At 43.3% G+C, this 22,063-nt stretch carries 18 protein-coding genes, 1 tRNA gene and 1 pseudogene; 17 read left to right on the top strand and 3 right to left on the bottom strand.

Translation table 11 applies throughout. From position 1 onward, the window contains the following. Positions 1-6 precede the first annotated feature (6 nt). The 6 genes and pseudogenes from ilvN (at position 7) to OCV88_RS12390 (ending at position 6,702) form a co-directional block, all read left to right on the top strand. Positions 7-504, top strand: a complete 498-nt coding sequence (ilvN, locus tag OCV88_RS12415) for an acetolactate synthase small subunit (protein ID WP_158425764.1) — start codon at positions 7-9, stop codon at positions 502-504. A 98-nt stretch (positions 505-602) separates the two neighbouring features. Next, positions 603-1,640 (top strand): annotated as a pseudogene (locus OCV88_RS12410) (branched-chain amino acid aminotransferase); the annotation flags it as partial. Positions 1,641-1,836: 196 nt separating this feature from the next. Then, on the top strand, positions 1,837-3,120 hold the full coding sequence (locus OCV88_RS12405) for a threonine/serine exporter family protein (RefSeq protein WP_158425762.1): 1,284 nt from the start codon (positions 1,837-1,839) through the stop codon (positions 3,118-3,120). Positions 3,121-3,219: 99 nt separating this feature from the next. After that, entirely contained in the window at positions 3,220-4,467 is a 1,248-nt protein-coding gene (locus OCV88_RS12400; protein WP_158425761.1) for a peptidoglycan-binding protein, read from the top strand. Between the two features lie 132 nt (positions 4,468-4,599). Beyond that, the gene (gene mtnA, locus OCV88_RS12395; RefSeq protein ID WP_158425760.1) at positions 4,600-5,697 is read left to right on the top strand and encodes an S-methyl-5-thioribose-1-phosphate isomerase; all 1,098 of its coding nucleotides are present in this window, start codon (positions 4,600-4,602) and stop codon (positions 5,695-5,697) included. 180 nt (positions 5,698-5,877) lie between these two features. Then, positions 5,878-6,702, top strand: a complete 825-nt coding sequence (locus OCV88_RS12390; protein ID WP_158425759.1) for an Mrp/NBP35 family ATP-binding protein — start codon at positions 5,878-5,880, stop codon at positions 6,700-6,702. Between the two features lie 62 nt (positions 6,703-6,764). On the opposite strand, the gene OCV88_RS12385 is transcribed toward OCV88_RS12390, so the two are convergent. Together OCV88_RS12385 and OCV88_RS12380 are read right to left on the bottom strand one after the other, a co-directional pair. After that, positions 6,765-7,433, bottom strand: coding sequence for a phosphatase PAP2 family protein (locus OCV88_RS12385; RefSeq protein WP_158425758.1), 669 nt, complete (start codon positions 7,431-7,433; stop codon positions 6,765-6,767). 24 nt (positions 7,434-7,457) lie between these two features. After that, positions 7,458-7,531: transfer RNA gene (locus OCV88_RS12380), tRNA-Pro, on the bottom strand. A gap of 152 nt (positions 7,532-7,683) precedes the next feature. Here OCV88_RS12380 and OCV88_RS12375 point away from each other — a divergent pair. The 5 genes from OCV88_RS12375 to OCV88_RS12355 all read left to right on the top strand — a co-directional run bounded on the left by OCV88_RS12375 (position 7,684) and on the right by OCV88_RS12355 (position 13,289). Next, positions 7,684-9,234, top strand: a complete 1,551-nt coding sequence (locus OCV88_RS12375) for a L,D-transpeptidase family protein (protein ID WP_158425757.1) — start codon at positions 7,684-7,686, stop codon at positions 9,232-9,234. Between the two features lie 29 nt (positions 9,235-9,263). Beyond that, positions 9,264-10,145, top strand: a complete 882-nt coding sequence (locus OCV88_RS12370) for a substrate-binding domain-containing protein (protein WP_158425756.1) — start codon at positions 9,264-9,266, stop codon at positions 10,143-10,145. 345 nt (positions 10,146-10,490) lie between these two features. Further along, the gene (gene modA, locus OCV88_RS12365) at positions 10,491-11,402 is read left to right on the top strand and encodes a molybdate ABC transporter substrate-binding protein (protein WP_158425755.1); all 912 of its coding nucleotides are present in this window, start codon (positions 10,491-10,493) and stop codon (positions 11,400-11,402) included. Positions 11,403-11,519: 117 nt separating this feature from the next. Then, positions 11,520-12,224 carry a molybdate ABC transporter permease subunit gene (gene modB / locus OCV88_RS12360; RefSeq protein WP_158425754.1) on the top strand — a complete coding sequence of 235 codons (705 nt, stop codon included), beginning with the start codon at positions 11,520-11,522 and terminating at the stop codon, positions 12,222-12,224. Positions 12,225-12,233: 9 nt separating this feature from the next. Continuing rightward, on the top strand, positions 12,234-13,289 hold the full coding sequence (locus tag OCV88_RS12355) for a sulfate/molybdate ABC transporter ATP-binding protein (RefSeq protein ID WP_158425753.1): 1,056 nt from the start codon (positions 12,234-12,236) through the stop codon (positions 13,287-13,289). An 89-nt stretch (positions 13,290-13,378) separates the two neighbouring features. Here the strand turns inward: OCV88_RS12355 and OCV88_RS12350 are convergent, their stop codons facing one another. Then, a complete protein-coding gene (locus OCV88_RS12350; RefSeq protein ID WP_158425752.1) occupies positions 13,379-14,629 on the bottom strand; it encodes a PocR ligand-binding domain-containing protein in 1,251 nt (416 codons plus the stop codon). Positions 14,630-14,928: 299 nt separating this feature from the next. Between OCV88_RS12350 and hisC the strand changes: the two genes are divergently transcribed. The 6 genes from hisC to spoIIR all read left to right on the top strand — a co-directional run. Beyond that, positions 14,929-16,005 (top strand): histidinol-phosphate transaminase, encoded by a 1,077-nt coding sequence (gene hisC / locus OCV88_RS12345; protein ID WP_158425751.1) that lies wholly within the window; start codon positions 14,929-14,931, stop codon positions 16,003-16,005. Positions 16,006-16,046: 41 nt separating this feature from the next. Further along, positions 16,047-16,919, top strand: a complete 873-nt coding sequence (ispE, locus tag OCV88_RS12340; protein WP_158425750.1) for a 4-(cytidine 5'-diphospho)-2-C-methyl-D-erythritol kinase — start codon at positions 16,047-16,049, stop codon at positions 16,917-16,919. 55 nt (positions 16,920-16,974) lie between these two features. Beyond that, positions 16,975-17,649, top strand: coding sequence for a GntR family transcriptional regulator (locus OCV88_RS12335; RefSeq protein WP_158425749.1), 675 nt, complete (start codon positions 16,975-16,977; stop codon positions 17,647-17,649). Positions 17,650-17,806: 157 nt separating this feature from the next. After that, positions 17,807-19,345 carry a spore germination protein gene (locus tag OCV88_RS12330; RefSeq protein ID WP_158425748.1) on the top strand — a complete coding sequence of 513 codons (1,539 nt, stop codon included), beginning with the start codon at positions 17,807-17,809 and terminating at the stop codon, positions 19,343-19,345. Further along, positions 19,346-21,409: a GerAB/ArcD/ProY family transporter gene (locus tag OCV88_RS12325; protein WP_158425747.1), complete on the top strand. Its 2,064-nt coding sequence runs from the start codon at positions 19,346-19,348 to the stop codon at positions 21,407-21,409. 111 nt (positions 21,410-21,520) lie between these two features. Further along, a partial coding sequence (spoIIR, locus tag OCV88_RS12320; protein WP_158425879.1) for a stage II sporulation protein R occupies positions 21,521-22,063 on the top strand: 543 nt, incomplete at its 3' end.

The following is a 22,063-nucleotide window of genomic DNA, read 5'->3' as shown; positions in this document are numbered from 1 at the left end:
AGAGCAATGAAAGACAGATGGATTGCATTATATGTAGAAAATCAGGTTGGTGTTCTTGCAAAAATCAGCGGATTGTTCGCCGGAAAATCCTATAACCTGAAAAGTCTTACAGTAGGTGTCACAGAAAATGAGGATACCTCCAGGATGACGATCTGTGCCACCTGCGATGACATTACCTTTGAACAGATTAAAAAGCAGTTAAACCGAATGGTGGAGGTAATTAAAGTGCTGGATTTAACCAATACCCCCATACATATGAAGGAGATACTGTTTGCCAAGGTGAAAAAATGTTCAGATGCGGACAAGGCGGAAGTATTCAGGATTGCCCAGGCCTTTGATGTGGAAGTGGCCGATATCGGCGCTGACAGCGTTCTGCTGGAATGTAAACTGCCGGAGCGCAGGATTAATGAGCTGGTGGCGCTGTTAAAGGGCAGCTTCAGTCATATTGAAACAGTCCGGGGCGGCGCAGTGGCTGTGGAATCCATCAGCACTTCCTGCAGATAGTTTCTTGACATGTGGCGGGAACGAAGTATAATGGTGTGGGATTAAAAGATGAATGAAGGAATCTTTATCATAGACTCTGTGTTGGGGACAAAAGAAAGGAAGTTGTAAAAATGGAAAAGAAAAATATTGACTGGGAGAATCTGGGATTTGGATATTGTGAAACAGACTATCGTTTTGTGTCATATTTTAAAGACGGAGCATGGGATGACGGAGCTTTGATTACTGATTCTAATGTTGTAATCAGCGAATGTGCCGGGGTATTGCAGTATGCCCAGACAGTATTTGAAGGGCTGAAAGCATATACAACTGCGGATGGTCAGATTGTAATTTTCCGTCCGGACTTAAATGCGGCACGTCTTGCTGACTCCGCCCGCCGTCTGGAAATACCGGTATATCCGGAGGATAAATTTATTGAGGCGGTAGAAAAAACAGTAAAAGCCAATGCAGCCTTTGTTCCGCCTTATGGCACAGGAGCAGCCCTTTATATCCGCCCGTATATTTTCGGAAGTAATCCGGTAATTGGAGTAAAGCCTGCGGATGAATATCAGTTCCGTGTATTCTGTACACCGGTTGGACCGTATTTTAAAGGCGGAATCAAACCGCTGACCATTAAGATCAGTGATTTTGACCGTGCGGCGCCTCATGGAACCGGACATATTAAAGCAGGATTGAATTATGCCATGAGCCTTCATGCAATTGTAACAGCTCATGGGGAAGGATACGATGAAAATATGTATCTGGATGCTGCTACCAGAACGAAAGTAGAGGAAACCGGCGGGGCAAACTTTATTTTTATTACAAAAGACGGTAAAGTTGTAACACCGAAATCCGACAGTATTCTGCCGTCTATTACACGGCGTTCGCTGATGTATGTGGCAGAACATTGTTTGGGACTTCCGGTAGAACACAGAGAAGTGTATAAAGAAGAGCTGAAGGATTTTGCCGAGTGCGGCCTGTGTGGAACAGCGGCGGTTATCTCTCCTGTTGGAAAGGTTGTAGATCACGGAACAGAGATCTGCTTCCCAAGCGGTATGGAGGAAATGGGGCCCATTACAAAGAAACTTTATACAACCCTTGTGGATATTCAGCAGGGAAGGGCAGAAGCGCCAAAAGGCTGGATTCGTGTAATTGAATAACAGAGCAGATCAAATGTAACAGGACAGACATTTTTTGTTGATGGAGAAACTTAGGAAGAAGCGGTCACCAGAACGGGAAATGCCTGTCCTTTGTTTCACAAAAAAGGAAATGCCGGGAAATTCACAGTGTACCTGGCTGTTTGGATGGACATAATAAATGCATCTGGTGGGAAAGCTTTAAGACAGGAGACAGACTATGGGTCAGACGACAGAAATCAATCGAGAGGATATACTAGAGTGCGCACTGGAAATCGGGCGCTGTATGGTACAGTCCGGAGCCGAAGTCAGAAGGGTGGAAGATACCATTTCACGGATTATGAAGGCCTATGGGGCAAAATCCAGTGAAGTATTTTCCATTACAGCGCTGGTGCTTACAACGGTAAAGTGGGAGAACGGAACAAAATCCACTCAGGCAAAGCGGATTAATGGATTTGGCACAAACTTAAGAAAGCTGGAATGTTACAATGCTCTGGCCAGATATATCTGCAGAAACAGACCGGGGGTAGAAGAAATTCAAAAGCGCCTGGAGGAAATTGCAAGAAGCAGAAAACGGACCTGGCTGGATATTTTGTGTTATATGATTTCGGCAGGAGCTCTGACTGTATTTTTCGGAGGAAATCTTCTGGACGGACTGGCCGCCGGGATTTTAGGGCTGTTTGTATTTTTCTTTGACCAGCTTCTTAAGACAGCCACTGCAAATAAACTGGTTTATACACTTTTTGCCTGCATGGTTACCGGCTGGCTGGCAATTTTATTTGTCAGTCTGGGATTGGGAGACCATCTGGATAAAATAATGATGGGGGATATTATGCTGTTTATTCCCACTCTGGCATTGTGTAACTCCCTAAAAGATATGCTCCATGGGGATATTCTCACCGGTGTATACAGGTCTATTGAGGCCATTTTAATTGCGGCGGCCATAGCCGGAGGTTTTTTTATTGCCAACGTAACCCTTGGAGGCGGTTATGTAAATGTTGTGGAGCAGGGACCAAATACAGTGCATCTGGCGGTGCAGACGATAACCGCCATTATCGGCTCCGTTGGTTTTTCCGTATTTTTTCATATTGAACGAGACAAGATTTGGACTGCGGCAGTGGGAGGGGCCATTGCCTGGCTGGTATTGCTGCTGGCGTCAAATATCGTGGAAAATCTGTTTCTGGCCAATGCCATTGCAGCCATTGCAGTCTGCTTTTATTCTGAGATGGCCGCCAGGATTTTAAAGGCTCCCGCTAATATCTTTCTAATACCGGCGGTGATTGCACTCCTTCCGGGAAAGGATTTTTATCAGGCGGTAGCCGCTTTAGTAAATGGAGACATTCAACAGTTTTATCTGGAAGGAGAGGCTACCTTTACCACACTGCTGGGGATAGAAGTAGGTTTTTTGATTGCATTTATTATGTTTACTAAGACTTACGGCTTTTTTAGAGAAGGTGTAGAGCGTTATAAATATCTGAAATGGATGCATAAATCGACAAAATGAAACGAAACATGCGGAAATATAAAAAAATGAAGGAAAACATTCAAAAAGTGGAAACCTTTTGCATAGAATAAAATAAGAGAATTTTTACGAGGCGGTAAGTTGGCAGCTATCAGCGCATCAGAATCAGGCAGACTTCAGATAAATTTAACATCCACCATTGGACTAGAACCGGTGAGAGACGCCAGAATCCGGGTGTTTCGAACAGATGAACCGGAACAGGAGATTGCAGATCTCACTACAAATATTTCCGGACAGACAGAACAGATTACATTAGACACTCCTCCATTGGAGTATTCCATGGACCCGGAGGCCCCTTTGCCCTTTGCGGAATATAATATTCAGATTGAGGCGGAAGGCTACCGGTCAGTAAATGTTACAGGTACGCAGGTGTTTCCGGATTCCCTTGCACTTCAGCCTGTTTCTATGAATCCAGCGGAAGTGGCACAGGAAGACCCGAGAAATATTGTAGTTCCTCCCAATACCCTTTCCGGTGATTTCCCTCCGAAAGAACCGGAGGCGGAGATCAAACCGGTGGGTGAATCCGGAGAAATTGTTTTAAGCAGGGTAGTGATTCCGGAATTTGTAATTGTTCATGACGGTCCGCCCAGTGATAACTCCGCAAGAGACTATTATGTGCGTTATCGGGATTATATTAAAAATGTGGCTTCCAGTGAAATTTATACTACCTGGCCGGAGGAAACAATCCGGGCTAATATTCTGGCGATTATGTCCTTTACCTTAAACAGGGTTTTCACAGAGTGGTACAGGAACAAAGGATACAATTTTACCATTACATCCTCCACCGCATACGATCAAAAGTGGTCCTATGGGCGCAATATCTTTTCTAATATTTCTCAGATTGTAGATGAAATATTTAACAGTTTTCTTGCAAGACCAAATGTCAGACAGCCAATTCTTACTCAGTATTGTGATGGAAAAAATGTAACCTGTCCAAACTGGCTTTCACAGTGGGGGTCTAAGTATCTGGGGGATCAGGGGTATTCAGCTCTTGAAATTATAAGATATTATTATGGAAGCAATATGTACATTAACACTGCCGATGAAATTTCGGGAGTACCTTCATCCTGGCCCGGATATAATCTACAGACGGGTTCTAGCGGAGATAAGGTGCGGCAGATGCAGGAACAGCTTAATACCATTGCAAGGAATTATCCGGCGATTCCAAAGATTACCGCCGATGGAATCTTTGGTCCCCTGACACAGGCTTCTGTGGAAAAATTTCAGTCAGTATTTGGTCTTCCGGTAACGGGAGTTGTGGATTTTGCCACCTGGTATAAGATTTCACAGATTTATGTAGGTGTCAGCAGAATTGCAGAGCTGATGTAAAAACTATATACGAAGGCAATATAATATGTCCCCCCGGGTTCTTTTTTTGGATCCGGGGGATGCTGCTTGCAACTGAACCTTAAAGTTTATATAATGTTTATACAAAATACAGCAGGATATCAGGAGGAAGTCATGGAAATACAGAGAAATATTATGGATTACGATACTGTTTCACTAGATGATGATAACAGTGCAGTAGTGATTATTGATCAGACAAAGCTGCCGGGGAACATTGAGTTAATATCTTTAAAAACGGCTCAGGAAATATGGGACGCCATTTACCTGCTCCAGGTAAGAGGGGCCCCGGCTATTGGTGTAGCCGCCGCATATGGGATTTACATACTTGCAAAAGGCATTGACACGCAAGATTATGATACCTTTTATGCAGAGTTTAAAAAGCAGAAAGAATATCTGGATTCATCCAGACCTACAGCGGTAAATCTTTCCTGGGCTTTAAACCGTATGGAGCAGGTAATAATCAGGAACAGTGATAAAACAGTACCAGAGCTGAAACAGCTGTTAAAGAAAGAATCCATTAAGATTCAGGAAGAGGATATCCGCGTGTGCAGAACAATCGGAGAGTACGGTTTAAGTCTGGTAAAACCGGGAGATGGAATTTTGACTCACTGTAATGCTGGTAAACTGGCAGCCAGCAAGTATGGAACTGCCACTGCACCCATTTATCTTGGACAGGAAAAAGGATATGGGTTCAGAGTATTTGCAGATGAGACAAGGCCTCTGTTGCAGGGAGCCCGTCTCACAGCTTTCGAGCTTTATGCTTCCGGTGTGGATGTCACTTTAATTTGTGACAATATGTCTGCCACGGTTATGAAAAATGGCTGGGTAAATGCGGTATTTGTCGGCTGTGACAGAGTGGCGGCCAATGGAGATACCGCCAATAAAATCGGAACGTCTGTAGTGGCAGCTGTGGCAAAACAGTATCAGGTGCCAGTCTACATTTGCGCTCCTACATCAACCATAGATCTGAGTACGCCGAACGGGGATGCAATCAAAATTGAGCAGAGGAAACCGGAAGAGGTAACTGAAATGTGGTATCAGGAGCGGATGGCCCCTGAGGGTGTGAAGGTATTCAATCCGGCTTTTGATGTTACGGATCACAGTTTGATTGCCGGTATTGTTACAGAGTACGGTATTGCCAGAGCTCCTTATTCAGAATCATTAAAAGAAATCTTCGCAAAAAAAGAAGCAATAGAAGCAGAAGGCGTATAGGAAATAGCAGCGGGGCAGAAAATAAAGTGAGCATCAGAATATAAAAGGGATATTCAGGCAGGAAAGATGCACAGAAACCTTCCTTTTTTGGAAAAAAGAGGGTATACTAATAAAATCTGATATCTGCTGTGGGATGTAAAACGTAACAGCAGATGGAATTTGCAAAAGGAGGAAAAAGATATGGCAGAAAACAGCTGCAGCGGATGCACATCTGAAAGCTGTGAAGGATGTTCCGGTCAGCCGGAAAGTCTATTAGAACAGCTGAATCAATATTCATCTGTGAAAAAAGTAATCGGGGTTGTCAGTGGAAAAGGTGGTGTTGGAAAATCTTTTGTAACCGGTTCACTGGCTGCAATGATGAGAAAACAGGGATACCAGGTAGGTATTATGGATGCTGATATTACAGGCCCCTCTATACCGAAGATGTTTGGAATCCATGGACCGGCACAGGGAACCGATCAGGGGATTCTTCCCATTGAAGCGGAGGATGGAACAAAAATTATGTCTATCAATCTGTTGATGGAAGATGAGGAAGCACCTGTAATCTGGAGAGGTCCGGTGCTTGCAGGAGTTGTAAAACAGTTTTGGAGCGATGTTTTCTGGGGAGATCTGGACTATTTATTTGTGGACATGCCTCCGGGAACCGGAGATGTTCCGCTGACTGTGTTTCAGTCACTTCCGGTAGACGGGATTGTCATTGTAACTTCTCCTCAGGATCTGGTACAGATGATTGTCAAAAAAGCCTATAATATGGCGCAGATGATGAAGATTCCTGTACTTGGTGTAGTGGAAAATTACAGTTATCTGAAATGTCCGGACTGTGGAAAAGAGATCAAACTGTTTGGTGAAAGTAAAATTGATGAGATAGCGTCAGAGCTGGCTATGCCGGTACTTGGAAAAATGCCGCTGGATCCGTCATACGCAGAGCTGGCAGATCAGGGGATTTTCTATAAAGCAGATAATATCTATCTGGGCGAAGCAGTGAAAAAAATTCAGGATTTATAAAAAAAAGAGTACGAAGGTCCTTTTTACAGGAGATTTGTACTCTTTATTTTTGGGCTTTAAATTTATATCTGCTGTGCCTTGTTATCACCCACCGGCTTTTTCCCGGCCAGCTTTACTGCACATGGACTATAGATGAGCCCCCACATGACAAATGCCAGCAGAAATGCCGTGAGAACATCAAAAAGAGAATGCTGTTTTAAAAACAAGGTAGATAAAATAATCAGTATTGTGAGGACTACAGAGCCCCAGCGGATAACCGGCCGTTTTTTTAAATATCTGCTGTAAAGAACAGCCAGCATTACGGCAACGGAATTATATACATGAATACTTGGAAATAAATTGGTAGGCGTATCGCTTTCGTACAACAGCCGGACCAGATCTGTAAAGACATTGTCCCTGGGGAAGTTCTCAGGTCTTAAATAATGGCCGTTTGGATAAATGGCCGATATAAAAAGAAACAATGTCATACCTACTCCAAGAAAAATGCAGAAGCGGTTAAATTCTGATGCATCTCTGAAAAAGAAATATATAACAGCAATAATTACAAATAAAAACCAGAGATAATAAGGGATAATAAAATATTCACAGAAAGGAATCAGATCATCAACAGACATGTGGATCTCATGAAACTGTGTGGTTACTGTTTTTTCCAGATAGGAAAAACAGGGAAAATAAAAAAAGACATACAGCAGCCACAACCCATGCTTGTATTTCAAAAATAACTTTTTCATGAAATCACCTCTAAAAAAATAAAATCGGAGTGACAAGATTTGAACTTGCGATCTCTCGCCCCCCAGACGAGCGCTTTACCAGACTAAGCCACACCCCGATAAAATATGGGTCAAGAGTGATTGTAACACATTTGCAGATAATTGCAAGAGGAAGTTGCAGGTTGACAAAGAAAATTCATAAATTATATAATAAATATTAAGTGTTTTCCGGACTTTGAGAGAACAGATACAAAAGACAAAGGAGCGGGTTATGAAAAACTGGAAAGAAAAAACAAAGAAGCAGAAAACTTTGTTTTTGATGGCAGGGATTGTTCTGGTGCTTGTGGTTGTCTATTTCATTGTTGCAATTTATTTTATGAAACATTTTCTGCCGAATACTTTTATTAACGGAGCGTCCTGTTTTGGCAAAACAGTGGAAGAGGTACAGCAGACTATCAGGGATGAGGTAGAGGGATATGAGCTTACCTTAAAAAAGCGGGCGGATAAAATAGAAACAATAAAGGGCAGTGACTTTGAACTGAAAGCGGTATTTGACGACACCTATGAAAAGCTTTTGAAGGAACAGGGCAGCTTTGGCTGGCTGTTTCAGATAGGAAAAGATCATAAGTATAATCCTGGGACAGCTCTTGAGTATAATGAAAATGCATTTGCCCAGACAATCAGCCGGCTGTCCTGTATGGATAAGGAAAAGATGCAGAAACCGGAAAATGCAAAGGTCGTTTTTTCTGATCAGGAAGCATATGAGATCAAACCGGCGGTTTTCGGGACTACCATTCAGGAAGAGATCTTAAAAGAGAAGGTTACAGCTTCTGTTATGGAACTTCAAAAAGAACTGGATTTAGAGGAGGCCGGCTGCTATCAGGACCCGGCATACACAGAAAAGTCAGAGGAAGTGACAGATGCATGTGAAAAGCTGAATCAGCTGATGCAGACAGAAATTAATTATGATATGCTGGATGCGGGGACTGTAACTGTCAGTAAAAAAGAAATGAGCAAATGGCTGAAAACAGATGATAAAATGAAAGTGGTTTTCAACGAGGATGCATTAAAAGAATATGTATCAGCCTTTGCCGGAAAATATAATACGGTAGATCAGGGACATACATTAAAAACATCCTGGGGAAAAACGGTTACGGTACCTGCCGGAAATTACGGCTGGAAGCTGAATCAGGAAAAGGAAATAGAGACCTTGAAAGAAAATGTCCTGGCTCATAAATCAGTCACAAGGGAACCGGTTTATGCAAGAAAAGGAAAAAGCCATAAAGGCGCGGATTATGGAAATACGTATGTGGAAATCAATCTGACAGCCCAGCACTTATATTTTTATAAGAACGGAGTAAAAGTTGTGGATACAGATTTTGTTTCCGGAAATGTAGCAAAAGGCTATACAACACCCACCGGAAGCTATGCCGTTACCTATACACAAAAAGGTGCGGTGCTCAGGGGGCCTGGGTATGCTTCTCCGGTGTCGTTCTGGATGCCCTTTAACGGCGGGGTAGGACTTCATGACGCCACATGGCGGAGTACTTTTGGAGGTACTATATACAAAACAGGCGGCTCCCACGGCTGTATTAATCTTCCATACAGTGCTGCCCAGAAGATTTTTGCACAGTTAAAGACAGGGGATCCTGTACTGGTATACAATCTTCCGGGTACCGAGCAGGTGAAAAAATCTTCCGGAAATAGTAAGAAGAAAACAGAAAATAAGAAGGATGAGAAGAAAGAAGAAAAGAAAACGGAAGAAGAGAAAACAACGGATAAGACCCAAAGCGACGGGGAAGCAGCTGAGAATAACAGCTAATAGATAGAAAGCAGATGAGAGGGGAAAATATGGACGAGCGTTTGTTGACACCGGTAGAAGTAGCTGAGATGCTTCAGGTGAAAAAAAATACAGTTTATGAAATGATTAAAAGAGGGGATTTAAAAGCTACTAAAATGGGAAAACAGTTCCGTATTGCCCAGAAGGATGTGTATCAGTATCTGGGAATTATTAAACAGGATGAGGAAAACTGTAATATTGTAATTTGCGGACAGGACATTATGCTGGATGCGCTGTGCGCCATGTTTAATGAAATGAAAATTAAAAATTACCGCGCTTACCGGTCTCCTTTAGGCAGCTACAATGGATTATATGAAATGTATCAGCATGAGGATCACATTGCAACCTGTCATCTCTGGGACGGAAAAAGTAATACGTACAATCTTCCTTATGTAGAGCGTATGCTTCCAGGAGAGCAGCTGGCAGTGTTTCATCTCATCAAACGGTGGCAGGGGCTGTACGTAAAAAAAGGAAATCCGAAAAATATTACAAAGTTTGAAGACCTTATGCGGGATGATGTAGTGCTTGTTAATCGTGAAAAGGGCAGCGGGATCCGGGTGTTTATTGATGAAATGTGTAAACTGGGCGGGATACCCACCAGCAGTATTAAAGGATATAAAAATATTGCTGAGTCTCACCTCATAGCAGCTTCTATGGTGCAAAGAGGCAGTGGGGATGTGTCTATCGGCAATGAAAAAACAAGCAAGCAGGTAGAAGGAATCGAGTTTATCCCGCTGAAAGAGGAAAGCTATGATATGGTAATCCGTACCTCAGATCTGGAGCGGGAGCCTTATCAGAAAATTGTAGAAGTCATTCAGTCAGAGCGCTTCCGAAAAGAAGCGGAATCTATTGACGGATACAATGTTACAAATATAGGGAAACGGCTGTTGTAATTACAAATAGAATAACTGCTTTGGATGCCTCCGGCAAAGCTGCGAAAGCGGCCTTGCGGAGGCATCTGTACGTTTGGGGAAAGTACACTTGCGCAAAGCTTCAAAGTGCCGCAGACAACTTGCCCGGCACGGAAATATGCCAGGGCACATTTGTTATAAAGCAGGAGCTAAAGCGGCAGCAGTCTGGCGAGTTATGCAGAATATGGATTAATAAAGGGAAAATAAACATCATAAAACAGAAGAAAAACGAAGTTGCTTTGTTGACAAAAAGTTAAAAAACTGTACAATATGAATATACCTTTTCTAAGGGGCATAACAAAACACAAGTATTTTGGAGGAAAAAAGATGAAAAGAAGAATTGCAGCAGTATTATTAACCTGTGTACTTGGAGCATCCTTTTTAGCTGGATGCGGCAATAAAGACGCAGATAAAGATCAGGGAACTTCCACAACAAAAGAGGACCAGGCATCAGCAGGAGCAGAAGGAGATCAGCTGGGCGAGACAACAGTAAACCTTTTTGCAGCAGCAAGTCTGAATACCGTTATGGAAGAGCTGATTCAGAAATATAATGAAACACAGCCAAATGTTAAGATTGTTGGAAATTATGATAGTTCAGGAACACTTCTGACTCAGATTGAAGAAGGCGGAAACTGTGATATCTTTTTCTCAGCAGCACAAAAACAGATGGATACACTTCAGAACGATGACAAGATGGTTGTTGACGGAACCAGATACAATGTTGTAAACAACCAGCTTTGTGTAGTTACACATAAAGGAAGCGATACAAAGGTAACCGGTCTTGAGAACATCAAAGACGCAGCCAGCTTTGCACTTGCTGACGGCAGTGTTCCGGCAGGAAAATACACACGTCAGGCAATGGTTAATTCCAAAATGCTTCCGGAAGCAGAGGATGTATCTAAAATTACTACAAAAGAAGTATCCGATGCTCTGGGCGGAATTGAAATCAATGAATGTGCCAATGTAACTGCCGTAACTTCTGCAGTAGCGGAAGGCTCTAACGAAGTTGGAACTGTTTACAAATCAGATACATACGGTCTGGAAGATAAACTGGACATTTTACAGGTTGTACCTTATGATTTAACTGGCGACATCATTTACCCGGTTGCTCAGGTAAACAATGACCAGGCAGATGAATTAGAGAAAAAAGCAGCACTTGATTTTATTAATTTCTTAACATCAGATGCAGCAAAAGAGATTTTCCAGAAATATTATTTTGATACAGACGTACCAAACTAAGAGGTAACGTTTTTGTGAAGCCGGTATCATAACAATCCCGCCGGTTTAAATAATTAATCAGGAGCGCCAAACAGCTTTGTTTTGGCGCTTCTGTCAGTTACCACAGATTGAGAAAGGATGAATGTTATGGGAGAGATTATTCAGTCACTGGACTGGAGTCCGCTGATGATTTCATTAAAAACAGGAGCAGTTGCCACGGTGATATCGTTTTTCCTGGGGATTTTTGCCGCTAATCGTGTAGTTCACGCAGGTCCCAGGGTAAAAGCCGTTGCAGACGGCATACTGACACTTCCGATGGTTCTGCCGCCTACGGTGGCCGGCTTTTTTTTGTTGCTGCTGTTTAGCAGAAGACGTCCTTTCGGGATGTTTTTATTTGATCATTTCGGACTCAGCGTGGTGCAGACCTGGGGCGGCTGTATACTGGCTGCCACTGTGATTGCATTTCCGCTGATGTACCGGAACGCAAGAGCAGCTTTTGAGCAGCTGGATATGAATCTTATTTATGCCGGACGTACCCTTGGAATGCCTGAGACGCGGATTTTTTGGAGAATTGTTGTGCCCAATGCAGGACCCGGAATTATTTCAGGAACAATTCTTACTTTTGCCAGAGCTCTGGGAGAATACGGAGCAACCTCCATGCTGGCAGGAAATATTCCCGGAAAGACCTCTACAATTTCCCAGAAAATTGCTATGGTTATCCAGGACGGTGATTATGTAACCGCAGGTGTGTGGGTTATAATTATTATGCTGATTGCTTTTGGGGTAATTGTCGCAATGAATCTGGTGGCAGGAAAGAATATGAAGAATATACAGCGCTGGTAGGAGAAAGATATGTCCATAGAAGTAAATATCCAAAAAAAAATAGGTAATTTTCATCTGAAAGTTGATTTTTGTGCAGAGCAGGAAGTTTTTGCACTGCTGGGAGCCTCCGGCTGCGGAAAAAGCATGACATTAAAATGTATAGCCGGAATTGAGACCCCGGATGAAGGCAGGATTGTGATCAATGACCGGGTAGTGTTCGACTCTGGGGCCAGAATTAATCTGCGTCCGCAAAAGCGTAAGGTAGGTTATATGTTTCAGGATTACGCTTTGTTTCCCAATCTTACAGTAGAACAAAATATTATGTCCGGAATGGGAAAGAAGCCTTCCTGCCAGGTGGTGGACAGCTTTGTGGAGAAATTTCAGCTGCAGGGGCTTGAAAAACATCTGCCCACACAGCTTTCCGGCGGTCAGAAGCAGCGGGTTGCTCTGGCCCGGATGATGGCTGCAGAGCCAGATATTTTGCTGCTGGATGAGCCTTTATCTGCCTTGGACAGCTATCTGAAGTGGCAGATGGAAGAAGAGCTTTTGGAGATTCTGGAAAAGGTAAATAAGACAGTGCTGTTTGTTTCCCACAGCAGAGATGAAGTTTACCATTTGTGTGACAGGGTCTGTGTGATAAATCAGGGTCATATTGAAACCATTCAGGAGAAAAAAGAATTTTTCAGAAATCCAAAAACAGCGGCGGCGGCCCGGATTTCCGGCTGCAGAAATATTTCCGCGGCATCCCGTATTTCTGAACATAAAGTAAGGGCCCATGACTGGAATATGGTTTTTGTTACGAAAAGAGAGATACCGGAAAACTTCGCTTATATCGGCGCTAGAGCTCATGATATAAAAATCAGCGCTGCAGAGAGTATGGAGATACTTTTAGGAGAAAATGAAGCGGTATTAAAGGTAGATCATCTGCTAGAGCAGCAGTTTGAATCAGAACTGGTACTTTGTCCTGCAGAGGGTGGAAAAGGACAGGTTCGTGTGCTGTTAGATAAGCAGAAAGCCAAGGAGCTGGCAGAGGAAGCGTTTGTGAAGGTGTATATTCCGGATGATGCGCTGTTGCTTTTAACTTAAGAGAGCGTAAACAAGCAAGGACACAGATCATCCAAAGCAGATGGTCTGCGTCCTTTTTAAAACGTCAGGTGCAGTTATGAATTTCATGTTTACCGGTATTGTTTTGGCGTCAGTCCCGTGTATTTTTTAAATACTTTTGAAAAATAGCTCTGATCCTCAAAGCCGGCGGCGATAGAAATATCAATGACAGAATAATTGGTATTTGTCAGCAGCCGTTTGCTTTCTTCGATCCGCACCATATTCAGATATTCTTTGAAAGAAGAGCCGGTGGACTGCTTGAAAATCGTTGAAAAATAAGCCGGATTTAAGTGCACATGATTTGCCACATCCTTGAGCGTAATATCCGAAGCAAAATTTCGGGAAATATACTGTATGGCCTTTTTAATAATATCATTATTTTTACTTGGAATATAGTTAAATACACATTCTGTAAAGGTTTCTACTGTTTCCTGCAGCCGGTAGCAGAGGTTGTCTAACGTATGGATCTGGCTCTGCGCCATAAGAAACTGATTATTAATCCTGAAAATGCTGTCAGAGGTGGCGCCGCCTTCAATGGCGGCTCTAGAAAGCAGGGAGCACAGCTCCACAGAGCGTGTTTTGACAAATTCCAGACTGTTGCCCTCAGAAAAAAATACATATCCAAGCAGATCGTTTAAAATAGCTTTGGCTTCTTCTTTATTTCCGATTTTAACCTTTGTAATCAGTTCCCGTTCCAAATCCATAGGATAGGGGGTCAGCGGAAGGTCGGAGTTATTTTTCAGGTTTTGAATAGATTCATTAATTTTAGACTGCTGTACCAATTTGTTTTTGTTGTCTGCCAGCTTCCGTTTTCCCTCGGAGATAAGGTCTGCAAATAAAAAATAAAGCAGCCGGCTGATATGGGTTACCATATTAGACGGTATAATCTTAATAGTATCCAGTTCTTCGTATAAATCCAGCAGTGCAGTAGTATTCATGTGAAAACGTTTATCAAGCCCCAAAACCAGAGTGGAGTCCGGGGCGTCCATCAAAAAAGGGCCCACAATAATAGAACCAAACAGTGTATTCTGATTGACCAGGGGAAATGCAATATGATTTAAGTTGGCATGACAGGAAAAAATATAAGTCTCTCCCAGCTCAATGGCACGTTTGCTGGCGTTTATATGCAGCCGTTCACAGGAATCTTCTTCCGTGGTATGTTTTTTTATAATTCGACAGTATCCGCATGCTTCGCCATAGCTTTCTAGAATTTTTCCATGAAAATCAATCAGCTGTACCGGCAGATGGATACACTCAAAAAAAGATTCCAGCATGTCACAGACTGTCTGGCGTTCTACAATGTTATACAAATAAGAATCCATAGTTTATCACCTTTGATGAAGTTGTTTTTATCACTGATTTTCAGTATATCACGTTATGAAAAAAATACAAGAATTAGGTAAAAATTATAGATATTTGTAAAAAATTTCAAGATAGCATAGTGAACAGATAGGAATAATTTTAGAGAAGGTTTATCGTAGATAGAGTAAATACAGTGAAAAATAGTAATGTATAAAAAAAAGAACAAAAAAAAGTGATATTGTTTGCATTGGTATCTACAAAATGATAAAATATCTGTGATCAAACAGCGGCAGAAAGTTGTAAGAAAGAAGTATAGTAAATGAGAAACTGGGAAAAAAATATTCGAAAAACAGTTCCCTATGTACCGGGTGAACAGCCCCGGGGGGAACATATTATAAAATTAAACACCAATGAAAACCCATATCCCCCTGCACCCGGGGTGGAAAAAGCCTTAAAGGAGATTTCTGCTAAGCGGCTGCGGCTGTATCCGGATCCGGCGTGTTCGGTTCTGGTGGAAGCGATTGCACAGACTTACGGAGTTGGGACAGACCAGGTTTTTACCGGGGTTGGCTCTGATGATGTACTTGCTATGTGTTTTATGACATTTTTTAATGATACGAAACCGGTGCTGTTTCCCGATATTACCTATTCTTTTTATGAAGTGTGGGCGGACATGCTTCGGATTCCTTATGAAAAAATACCTTTAGATGAGCAGTTTAGCATCCGCAGAGAAGATTACAGAAGAGCAAATGGCGGAATTATTTTTCCAAATCCCAATGCTCCCACCGGCGTGGAACTGCCCCTGGCGGATATTGAAGATATTTTAAGGAACAATCCGGATGTGATTGTGATTGTGGATGAAGCTTATGTGGATTTCGGTGCGGAGTCGGCGCTGAAGCTTTTGAATAGATTTGAAAATCTGATTGTAGTTCAGACATTTTCAAAGTCCAGGTCTATGGCCGGGATGCGGATTGGATATGCCATCGCTAGTCCCGTGCTGATCAAGTATCTGAACGATGTGAAATATTCCTTTAATTCCTATACCATGAATGAGACCTCTCTGGCTGCAGGGAGAGCGGCTCTTTTGGATCAGGCATATTTTAAAGAAGTACTGGCAAAGATTATAGCAACAAGAGAACGCACGAAAAAGAAATTAAAAGAAATGGGATTTTCTTTTCCGGATTCCCGGAGCAATTTTGTGTTTGCCAGACATGAAACCTGTCCGGCGGAAAAACTGTTTGAAGGCCTGAAAGAAGCCGGTATTTATGTGAGATATTTCAACAGCCCGAGAATCAGCGAATATCTGCGCATCACCATTGGAACGGATAGTGAGATGGATGAGTTTTTCGCGGTGCTTAAACCGCTTGTTCAGCGGCTGAAACAAAAAGAGGCGTGATGAAAAAGCAGGAGAATTACATATGAGAGTGGAGAGAAAACATGGATGATATTAGCTTAAAAGCCCTGGCGAAGATTAATCTTGGACTGGATGTAACCGGAAAAAGGGAAGACGGGTACCATGAGGTACGGATGATCATGCAGACCATACATTTATACGACAGGGTAGAAATAAAGAAAACAAAATCCCCGGCCATCAGAGTGGAAACGAATCTGTATTATCTTCCGGTAAACGAAGATAATCTTGTATACAGAGCGGCAAAACTGATGAAGGATGAGTTTAAGATAAAAGAAGGCGTACGGATTGTTCTGCAGAAGTTTATCCCTGTGGCTGCCGGACTGGCGGGGGGAAGTTCTGATGCGGCAGCTGTGCTGGTGGGGATGAACCGGATTTTTCAGCTGGGGTTAAAACAGGACAGGTTGATGGAAATCGGCCTGAAACTGGGGGCGGATGTGCCATTCTGCATTATGAGGGGAACTGCCCTTGCAGAAGGAATTGGTGAAGTTTTGTCTCCCCTGCCTCCTATGCCAAAATGTCCGGTGCTGATTGCAAAGCCCGGGGTTTCTGTATCCACGAAGTTTGTATATGAAAATCTTCGTATTAATGAATATACAAAGCATCCGGATATTGATAAAATTGCAGAAGCCATTAAAAAGAAAAATTTAAAAGATGTGGCCTCCGGTATGGGAAATATTCTTGAGACCGTTACGATTCCAAAATATCCGGTGATTGATGAAATCAAGTCCATGATGATAGAGAACGGAGCGCTGAATGCCATGATGAGCGGAAGCGGTCCAACTGTTTTTGGGCTTTTCCAGGGAGAAAAGGATGTCAGACGGGCATATGACGCACTGAAACAGTCGGGGCTTACCCGGAATTTATATACTTCTGATATTCACAATAACAGAAGGTAATTCAAATAAACAGGTACAAAAACCGTAAGGATTGTAAGAGACAGGAGAGAATGAAATGACAAAACATCTTGAATTAAATATGGACGCATACCTGCCTCTGAGGGATGTGGTGTTTCAGACGCTGCGGGCGGCGATTCTCAGAGGAGAGTTAAAGCCGGGAGAACGTTTAATGGAGCTTCAGCTGGCGGCAAAGCTGGGAGTCAGCCGGACACCCATCCGCGAGGCCATCCGGATGCTGGAACAGGAGGGACTTGCTATTACCATTCCGCGCAAAGGAGCGGAGGTAGCTAAGATGACAGAGAAGGATATGGAAGATGTTCTTCAGATCCGCTGTGTACTAGAGGAGCTGGCGGCAAGAGTATCCTGCCATAAAATCAATGACGGTGAGCTTCGGGAACTGAAAGTTGCCATGATTGAGTTTGACGAAAAGACAAAAGCGGATAATGTGGTGGAGCTTGCCAAGGCAGATGTGACATTTCATGATCTGATCTATAAAGCCGCGGATAATCCCAAGCTTTCAATGCTTCTGAATAATTTAAGAGAGCAGATGTACCGCTACCGGACAGAATATCTGAAAGATACTCAGCGTCATTCTCAGCTGATTCAGGAACATCATGAAATTGTAAAAGCTTTAGAGCTGCGGGATGAGGAGCAGGTGGTAAAGATTATCAGACAGCATTTGAAAAATCAGGAAGAAGTCGTAAAGAAAATGATACGGGAACAGGAATAAAAAAAGAAATACTGTACAAAATATGGGAAATGAAAGGAATAAGCGCTGGCTTATTCCTTTTTTATTATGTAACAGGAAATGTCTTCCTGTTACATAATAACGCTCCGCAGGGAGGCGCACTCCTTTTACAGGAAATCTTATATTACAGGTGGTAAGTATGTCAGATAATAAAAAAGCGAAGCAAAATACAAAAACCCAAAATCAGCAGCATCCGGTTTCCCAGAACATAGATGAAAATATCAGACAGTATAAGGCCCTGTTTTCGGAATGTTCCGATATTAAAATGCGGGAAATGCTTTTGGGCCGGGAGATGAAGGTCCGCTGTATGGTAGCGTATATTGAAACCTCTGTAGGTAATATGATGCTGGAAAAATCGGTGCTGGGAGAGACATTAAACCGGTTAAGCCAGATGCCTTCACAGCAGGTTCTTTTATGTGTGGAGAGAAACAGTCTGGGCATTTCTGATGCGGCGCCCATGGATACCATTGAAATGGCCGCAGACGGTATGCTTACCGGAGATGCGATTTTGTTTGTGGACGGATATGATAAAGCTTTAAAAATACCGGACAAAGGGTATCCGGGAATGGGCGTTACAGAGACGGATTCTGAAAAAGTAATCCGGGGTTCCAATGAGGGCTTTGCCGAATCCGTAAAAGTAAATACTGCTCTGATTCGGAAACGGGTGCGTTCTCCGAAAGTGAAAGTAAAAGAGAAAAAAGTAGGGGTCCGGTCAAAAACCAATGTGGACCTTGTCTATATAGAGGATTTAGCGGATCCCGGACTGTTAAAAACCATTGAAGAACGGCTGGAACAGTTTGAAATCGACGGGGTATTAGACAGCGGAAGTGTGGAGCAGCTGACAGAGGAAAACTGGATTTCACCGTTTCCACAATTTCAGACAACTCTGCGTCCGGACCGGGCGGCTATGGCGATTATGGAGGGAAGAATTGTACTGCTGACGGATAATTCTCCGGCGGCTTTGATTCTGCCTACAGATTACAATTCATTTATTCAGACCAGCGACGATTATTACAACCGGTGGGAGATTGCATCTTTTACCCGGCTGCTGAGGTATGTGGCGTCGTTTTTATCCATGGTACTGCCGGGGCTTTATCTGGCCGTGACAAATTTTCATACACAGATTCTTCCCACCTCCCTGTTGCTGTCTTTTGCGGCGGCCAGACAGGGCGTGCCATTTCCCGGATTGATTGAAGTGCTGTTGATGGAATTGTCCTTTGAACTGTTAAGGGAAGCGGGGGTGCGTCTGCCAGGGGCCATGGGAAATACCATTGGAATTGTAGGAGGTCTGATTATCGGACAGGCTGCGGTAGACGCAAATATTGTCAGTGCCATGGTAGTGATTGTGGTGGCATTTACGGCGCTTTGCTCTTTTGCTATTCCAAATGAAGAGTTTGCAACGGCATTTCGGCTGTTAAAATTTGCATTTATATTTATGTGTGCGTTTTTTGGCTTTTATGGTTTCCTTCTGGGATTGTTGTTTGTTTTGATTCATCTGTCCCATTTGGAAAGCTTTGGAATCCCGTACATGACACCTTTTGTAGATTCCGGAAGGGGGATGCTTGGAGAGCGGGATTCCCTGATCCGACCGCCTGCATGGGTATTAAACAGAAGACCAATATATGCCAATCCGGCACAACGTGTTCGTCTCAGGAAAAAAGGAGGCAGTAAAAAATAAATGGAACAGGATAGAGTGTTATTTTCGAATAATCGAAAAGTATCCATACGTCAGATGAAACGCCTGCTGTTTTTGGAGATTTTCGGTATCAGCAGTCTGCTGCTGCCGGGAATCCTTGCAAAAATCTGCAGAACAGATGGAGTATTTGCCATGGCTGCAGGCGCATTTCTTGCGGCGGTTCTCGTTAAAGGACTCTGCCGTGCAAGAATCAAAAAAGTGATGGAAAAACAGGAAGCCCAAAGGGTTCAAAATTCCCCGCCGGCTGCTGTATCTGTTTTTCAAAAAATCCGGGCGTTTCTGCTGTTACTTTTATTCTGTGCCCTGGGAGGCTTTTTATTGTATGTTCTGACTACAGTAATAGAAAATCAGCTGCTGGACACAGAATTTATCTGGATTATTCTGCTGACACTTCTAATCGCCGGTGGATATGGAGTTTCCAGGGGCGTGGAATGCAGAGCAAGGATTTATGAGATTTTATTCTGGTTTCTTTTAGTTCCGCTGATTATTATGCTGATACTGGCAGCAAGGGACGTAAATGCTGATTACTGGCTTCCGGTATTTTTTTCCGGATGGGGGAATTTCCTGCTGGGGACGGTTATCTGTTTCGGATTTTTTATGATCAGCGCCCTGGCTGTGCTGTTTATGCCCTATTGTGCCAAGCCGGAGCAGACCGGGAGCGCAGCGGTACAGACCATCTGTCTGGCTGCGGCTTTAAATATCGGATTATATCTGATTTTACTGGGGGTATTTCAGGCAGATCTTCTGGCTTCTTTAAAATATCCTGTTATTTCTTTGATGGCCATGGCTCAGATTCCGGGAGGGCTGTTTGAGCGGCAGGATGCGCTGATGGTAGCAATCTGGTTTTTCAGTCTGTTTTCGTTATTTAATTCCTTTATTTTTTATGGGGTACTGCAGACAGATAGTCTGCGTCCGCCAAAAGTGAAAAAACGCAGTACCGGAAAAGGCCGGATTGGGATTATTTTGTTTCTGGTGCTGGCGGCGGCTATTCTCTGTCTGCTAAATGGCTGCAGCCTAAAGGAACCGGAGCAGCGGATGTATCCTCTGGCTTTGGGTGTATCCCAGGCCGACCAGGGATACGACATCAGTTATGCCTGCCCGAAGCTTGCGGCAGATGACAGTCAGAAAGACGCGGCAACGGCTGATACCATTGAAACGGTGACAGCACAGTCTTTATTTGAGGCCCAGGAATTTGTATCCCAGGATACAGATAAAACGCTGGATTTTAATCATTTAAAGGTGCTGGTTTTAGATACGGAGATCTTGCAGAGGGAAGATAAAATGGAGAAACTTCTGGGGTATTTCATGGAGAATGAAAATATGGCATGGAATACGTATGTAGTTGCCATGGATGATGATATGGAAAAGATATTTGACGGCAAGCTGGATGTAGGGAAATCTCTGGGAACTTATCTGGAAGATATGATACAGGGAAGAGAAGATCTGAAGTCTTCGGCGGCAGTTACCATTAAAAGCCTCATCAGCCAGTACCGGAACAGAAATGAAATGATACTGATTCCCCAGCTGGCTATGGAAGAAGACGAGCCGGTGGTAGCTGCCTATCGGATTTACAGCAATATGCACGATCATGGAAGTATTTCCGCCAAAGATGCCTGGATGGCGTTTCTGCTTCAGGGACAGGCCAAAAAAGTTTCCATGACACTGGAAAACGGCGCTTATATTACGGTAGGAGATATAAAAACGGACAGAAATATTTACGCCGCCGAGAATGAAAGCGTAAAGGAGCAAAAGCTTCCCGTTCAGGATCTGATTATCAAGGGCACCTTAAAAGTATCCGGGAGTACGGTAGTGTCAGGGGGAGAGCAGGAAGAGCTCTTAAGTCTGGCTCAGACACAGATGGAGCAGGAGCTGAACCGGTTTGTAAAGGAACAGTCTCAAAAGAACTATACGGATATTACAGACAGCTTTTTAAAACTTTCCGGATATCAAAGGGAGCTCTATAAATTGTATCAGGATAATCCGGAAGCATATGAAAAAATTGTTTCCACAAATGCAGAGGTCAGATTAAAACTTTTAAATACGTGATTAGACTTCCAGAATCTGGTAATAATGATATCAGATGCGCAGCGGCCTAAATGAAAAAGAGGCCGGATCCGGCGATACGGGCTGCGCTGCCAGAGTAAGGGAGGACAAAAAATGAAGATATGGAGGACAGGGGCAGATACATCTGTTCTGAAAGTTTTTGCAGGATTTTTACTGGCGCTGATTTTTTCTCTGACAGTCAGCCAGATGATATATGCACAGCAGATTCAGCAGGGGATTGCAGATAAGGTTATTAGGTTTCATGTGCTGGCAAACAGCGATGAGGCTGAGGACCAGCAGCTGAAGCTGAAAGTGAGGGATGCCGTTGGAACTATGATGGAGAAACGCCTTGCAGGAGCAGAAAGTCTTGAAAAGAGCCGGGAAATGATACAAAATAGTCTGGGTGATATTGAAAAATGCGCGCTGAAAGTTATCCGGGAAAACGGATATGATTATGAAGTGGAGGCGAAGCTGACAGACTGCAGATTCCCTGAAAAGGACTATGGGGAAGCATCCTTTCCCGCAGGAGAATATGAGGCTCTTGAGGTGCTTATCGGTGCGGGGGAAGGTCATAACTGGTGGTGTGTTATGTATCCGAATCTCTGCTTTTCCGGAAGTGTGTACACACTTCCGGAAAAGCAGAGATTCGGATACATA

The sequence above is a fragment of the Brotonthovivens ammoniilytica genome, from assembly GCF_025566885.1.
Lineage (GTDB): Bacteria > Bacillota > Clostridia > Lachnospirales > Lachnospiraceae > Brotonthovivens > Brotonthovivens ammoniilytica.
Note: the sequence above shows the minus strand (reverse complement) of the source record. Positions and strands in the feature narration are given on the sequence as shown.

Coding starts and splice junctions, on each gene's coding strand:
- ilvN (WP_158425764.1), top strand. CDS start 7: ATGAAAGACAGATGGATTGCATTATATGTAGAAAATCAGGTTGGTGTT.
- OCV88_RS12405 (WP_158425762.1), top strand. CDS start 1,837: ATGGGTCAGACGACAGAAATCAATCGAGAGGATATACTAGAGTGCGCA.
- mtnA (WP_158425760.1), top strand. CDS start 4,600: ATGGAAATACAGAGAAATATTATGGATTACGATACTGTTTCACTAGAT.
- OCV88_RS12390 (WP_158425759.1), top strand. CDS start 5,878: ATGGCAGAAAACAGCTGCAGCGGATGCACATCTGAAAGCTGTGAAGGA.
- OCV88_RS12385 (WP_158425758.1), bottom strand. CDS start 7,433: ATGAAAAAGTTATTTTTGAAATACAAGCATGGGTTGTGGCTGCTGTAT.
- OCV88_RS12375 (WP_158425757.1), top strand. CDS start 7,684: ATGAAAAACTGGAAAGAAAAAACAAAGAAGCAGAAAACTTTGTTTTTG.
- OCV88_RS12370 (WP_158425756.1), top strand. CDS start 9,264: ATGGACGAGCGTTTGTTGACACCGGTAGAAGTAGCTGAGATGCTTCAG.
- modA (WP_158425755.1), top strand. CDS start 10,491: ATGAAAAGAAGAATTGCAGCAGTATTATTAACCTGTGTACTTGGAGCA.
- modB (WP_158425754.1), top strand. CDS start 11,520: ATGAATGTTATGGGAGAGATTATTCAGTCACTGGACTGGAGTCCGCTG.
- OCV88_RS12355 (WP_158425753.1), top strand. CDS start 12,234: ATGTCCATAGAAGTAAATATCCAAAAAAAAATAGGTAATTTTCATCTG.
- OCV88_RS12350 (WP_158425752.1), bottom strand. CDS start 14,629: ATGGATTCTTATTTGTATAACATTGTAGAACGCCAGACAGTCTGTGAC.
- hisC (WP_158425751.1), top strand. CDS start 14,929: ATGAGAAACTGGGAAAAAAATATTCGAAAAACAGTTCCCTATGTACCG.
- ispE (WP_158425750.1), top strand. CDS start 16,047: ATGGATGATATTAGCTTAAAAGCCCTGGCGAAGATTAATCTTGGACTG.
- OCV88_RS12335 (WP_158425749.1), top strand. CDS start 16,975: ATGACAAAACATCTTGAATTAAATATGGACGCATACCTGCCTCTGAGG.
- OCV88_RS12330 (WP_158425748.1), top strand. CDS start 17,807: ATGTCAGATAATAAAAAAGCGAAGCAAAATACAAAAACCCAAAATCAG.
- OCV88_RS12325 (WP_158425747.1), top strand. CDS start 19,346: ATGGAACAGGATAGAGTGTTATTTTCGAATAATCGAAAAGTATCCATA.